We start from the raw sequence: 2,477 nt of genomic DNA, 5'->3' as shown, positions 1-2,477 counted from the left end.
TGGTCCAGCAGAACACGTCAGACGATGTACCCTCTGGTCTCGTGGGGTCTGAGCGGTGTAGACGAGAAAGAGCAACGACCGACTGAGGCCGAGCGCGTCCGCAATGCAATCTCGACGGATTAGCATCAGGCAACTCGTGGCGGTCTCGACGCGAAGGTTGGCAAACTCGAAAAGGTCAGTGTACATCGCATGATGCACGTGACCTCTAGACATACTTCCATGGAGTTCTGAATACTCCTTGATCAGAGTATCGCTCGTTTTGTTGACACGCTGGATCTCCCGAATCAAACTATCGCTCATATAAATCCTCCCCCGATACGGATATGGCGATACTTTTTCTGCTCACGGCGCCGTGTGCTTTAATGTATCCGACGACCCGAGTAAATGCATCGGCTGGTCGTACTATGGCATCTCGCGAGCGCCGAAGCGCAGTCGCGATACTTTACATCGCCAGAAAATCCGGACCACGGACCATCTCGTTGATTGTGGTTGAAATTTTGAACTCTCGTTGTCGGGTTGATTTGGGTAGCTCTCATGTAGTGTGAAGTGGTTCACTTTTGTCGTGATCATGCTCGGGTCGATCAAGGTCTGAGCGCACACGCCAGGGCCTCGACTGATTGGCGTGAAGGATGGTATTCAGGCTGGCGTTAAACGTCCAATTCCTCAAGTATTGCTGCTGCTCCGGTCTCGGCTACCTTGCGGCCGAAGTAGCGGTCCTGGGTGAGGCTGACTTGGCGGTGGCCGAGTTGGTCGGCGGCGGCGCGGGCCGTCAGACCGGCGCTGTCCATCGCTGAGGCGACGGACTTGCGGCCGACGATGTGGGAGGTTGCCCACTCCATACCGACGGCCTTGAAAGCGTCGCGTAGGTCGGCCTGCGTGTTCGATGGGTCGCGCAGTCCGCCGAGCTGAGCGGGGAAGACCGTCACGTCGTCCGGCTGGTTGTCGAAGCGCTGCTTCAGGGTCCGGATCATCCAGGATGGGAGTTGCAGGCGGCGGTGACCGGCTTTGGTCTTGGGCTTCGGCTTGTTGAACAGGCCTTGACCCTTGATCCGTACGACGGTCGAGCGGATCTCGATCCAGCCCTCGTCGAGGTTCACGGCACCCCACGTCAGACCGGCGGCTTCGCCGATGCGGACGCCGGTGCTCATGAGGAGGTCGACGAACTCGGGGATGTCGCGCCCGACGGCCTTCGGGTCGTTCCGGAGCGCGACGCGCAGTTCTCGGAGCTGGTCGAGGGTGAGGGCCCTCGGCTGTTCCTTGGGGGTGGCCTCGGCGATCGGTCCAGCGTCGCGTACGACGTTGCGGTCAAGGGCGTCGTGGCGGGCCGCGAGACCGCACATGCCGGAGAGGACGGCGCGGGTCTGCTTGGCGGCGGCCGGGCCGTGCTTCTCAGCGATGATGGACAGGAAGCGGTCGACGACGCCGACCGTCAGCTCTCGGATGCGCAGTTCGCCGAGGCCAGGGATCACGGACTTGTCGAGCCGTGTCCGGTAGGCGGCGGTGGTGTTGGGGGAGCGGTCCTGCCGCTGGACGGACTCGAACCACGCCTCGGCGAGAACGGCGACCTTCGCTTCGGCGGAGATGGCGCCGGTGCCGACGTCGACACGGGCACGGTCCCGGAGCGCCGTGCGTAGCGCTTGCTCGGCGGCGCCCTTGGTCTTGGCGTGGCGTTCGACGAGCCGCGTGCGCCCGTCGAAGTCGCGGTATCGGGCGCGTGCGCGGTACCCCTCGCCGTACTTCGCCGTGTACAGGTTGCCGTAGGTCCCGAGGTTCAGTGAGGGCCTGGCCACGAGGTCACCGCCGTCCGTTCTGGGCGCTTCGCCGGTGTCTCTGACGGTAGCGTGGTCCCCACGGAAACCCCACGGAAATCAAGAAAAATCTTGCTAGATGATGATGGTCGCTGGCTCGTGCTCGGGAGCAAGTTTCCCTAGTGGCAACAGGTTTCGGAGGACCACGACGGATGTCGATAGATGATCAATAGTAATCCGTCGGTCGTGGGTTCGAGCCCCACCCGCCCCACATCCGCATCATCCCAGGTCAGGCAGGCTTTTTCGTCGGCCCGCGGCGCGCCCTGGTGGCCTTTCGATCATGGCCGGTCCGCACTGAGTCCGCAGGTGTCCGCAGGCCGTCCGCGTTGCTGGCGGACGTAAGCGTGGGGTTTCCGTGGGGCCGCGCCGCTCCGGCGGCCTGGTCGAGGCGGTCCGCGAGCGCGTCGAGGTCGTCTGCGAACAGCCCGGCGTAGACGTCGAGGGTCATGGCCGCCGAGGCGTGGCCGAGCATCCGCTGTACAGCCTTGACGTTCGCGCCGGCCGCGACCGCCAGTGACGCCGCGGTGTGGCGCAGCTCGTGTGTGCGCCGTGAGGCGCAGTGGTTCGAGTGGAGGTGAGAGACCTTCGCCGCTGATCCCGTCGCAGCGGGGCGGTGGAGCTGAGGGCAGCCTGATCCGGGTGGTGCCGGGGAGGGTGGGAGCAGCCCTG

The 2,477-nt window shown here is 64.1% G+C and carries 2 protein-coding genes; both read right to left on the bottom strand.

Going from position 1 to position 2,477, the window contains the following annotated elements; translation table 11 throughout:
• Window positions 1-647 precede the first annotated feature (647 nt).
• A complete protein-coding gene (locus tag AB1460_RS36875) occupies window positions 648-1,790 on the bottom strand; it encodes a site-specific integrase (protein WP_368967163.1) in 1,143 nt (380 codons plus the stop codon).
• A 247-nt stretch (window positions 1,791-2,037) separates the two neighbouring features.
• The coding region (locus AB1460_RS36870) for a tyrosine-type recombinase/integrase (RefSeq protein ID WP_368967161.1) at window positions 2,038-2,477 on the bottom strand (440 nt) is incomplete at its 5' end.

Origin of the sequence: Parafrankia sp. FMc2, assembly GCF_041008525.1 — a bacterium.
Classification (GTDB): Bacteria; Actinomycetota; Actinomycetes; order Frankiales; family Frankiaceae; genus Parafrankia.
The sequence above is the reverse complement of the archived record's forward strand: the minus strand, read 5'-3'. Positions and strand labels throughout refer to the sequence as shown.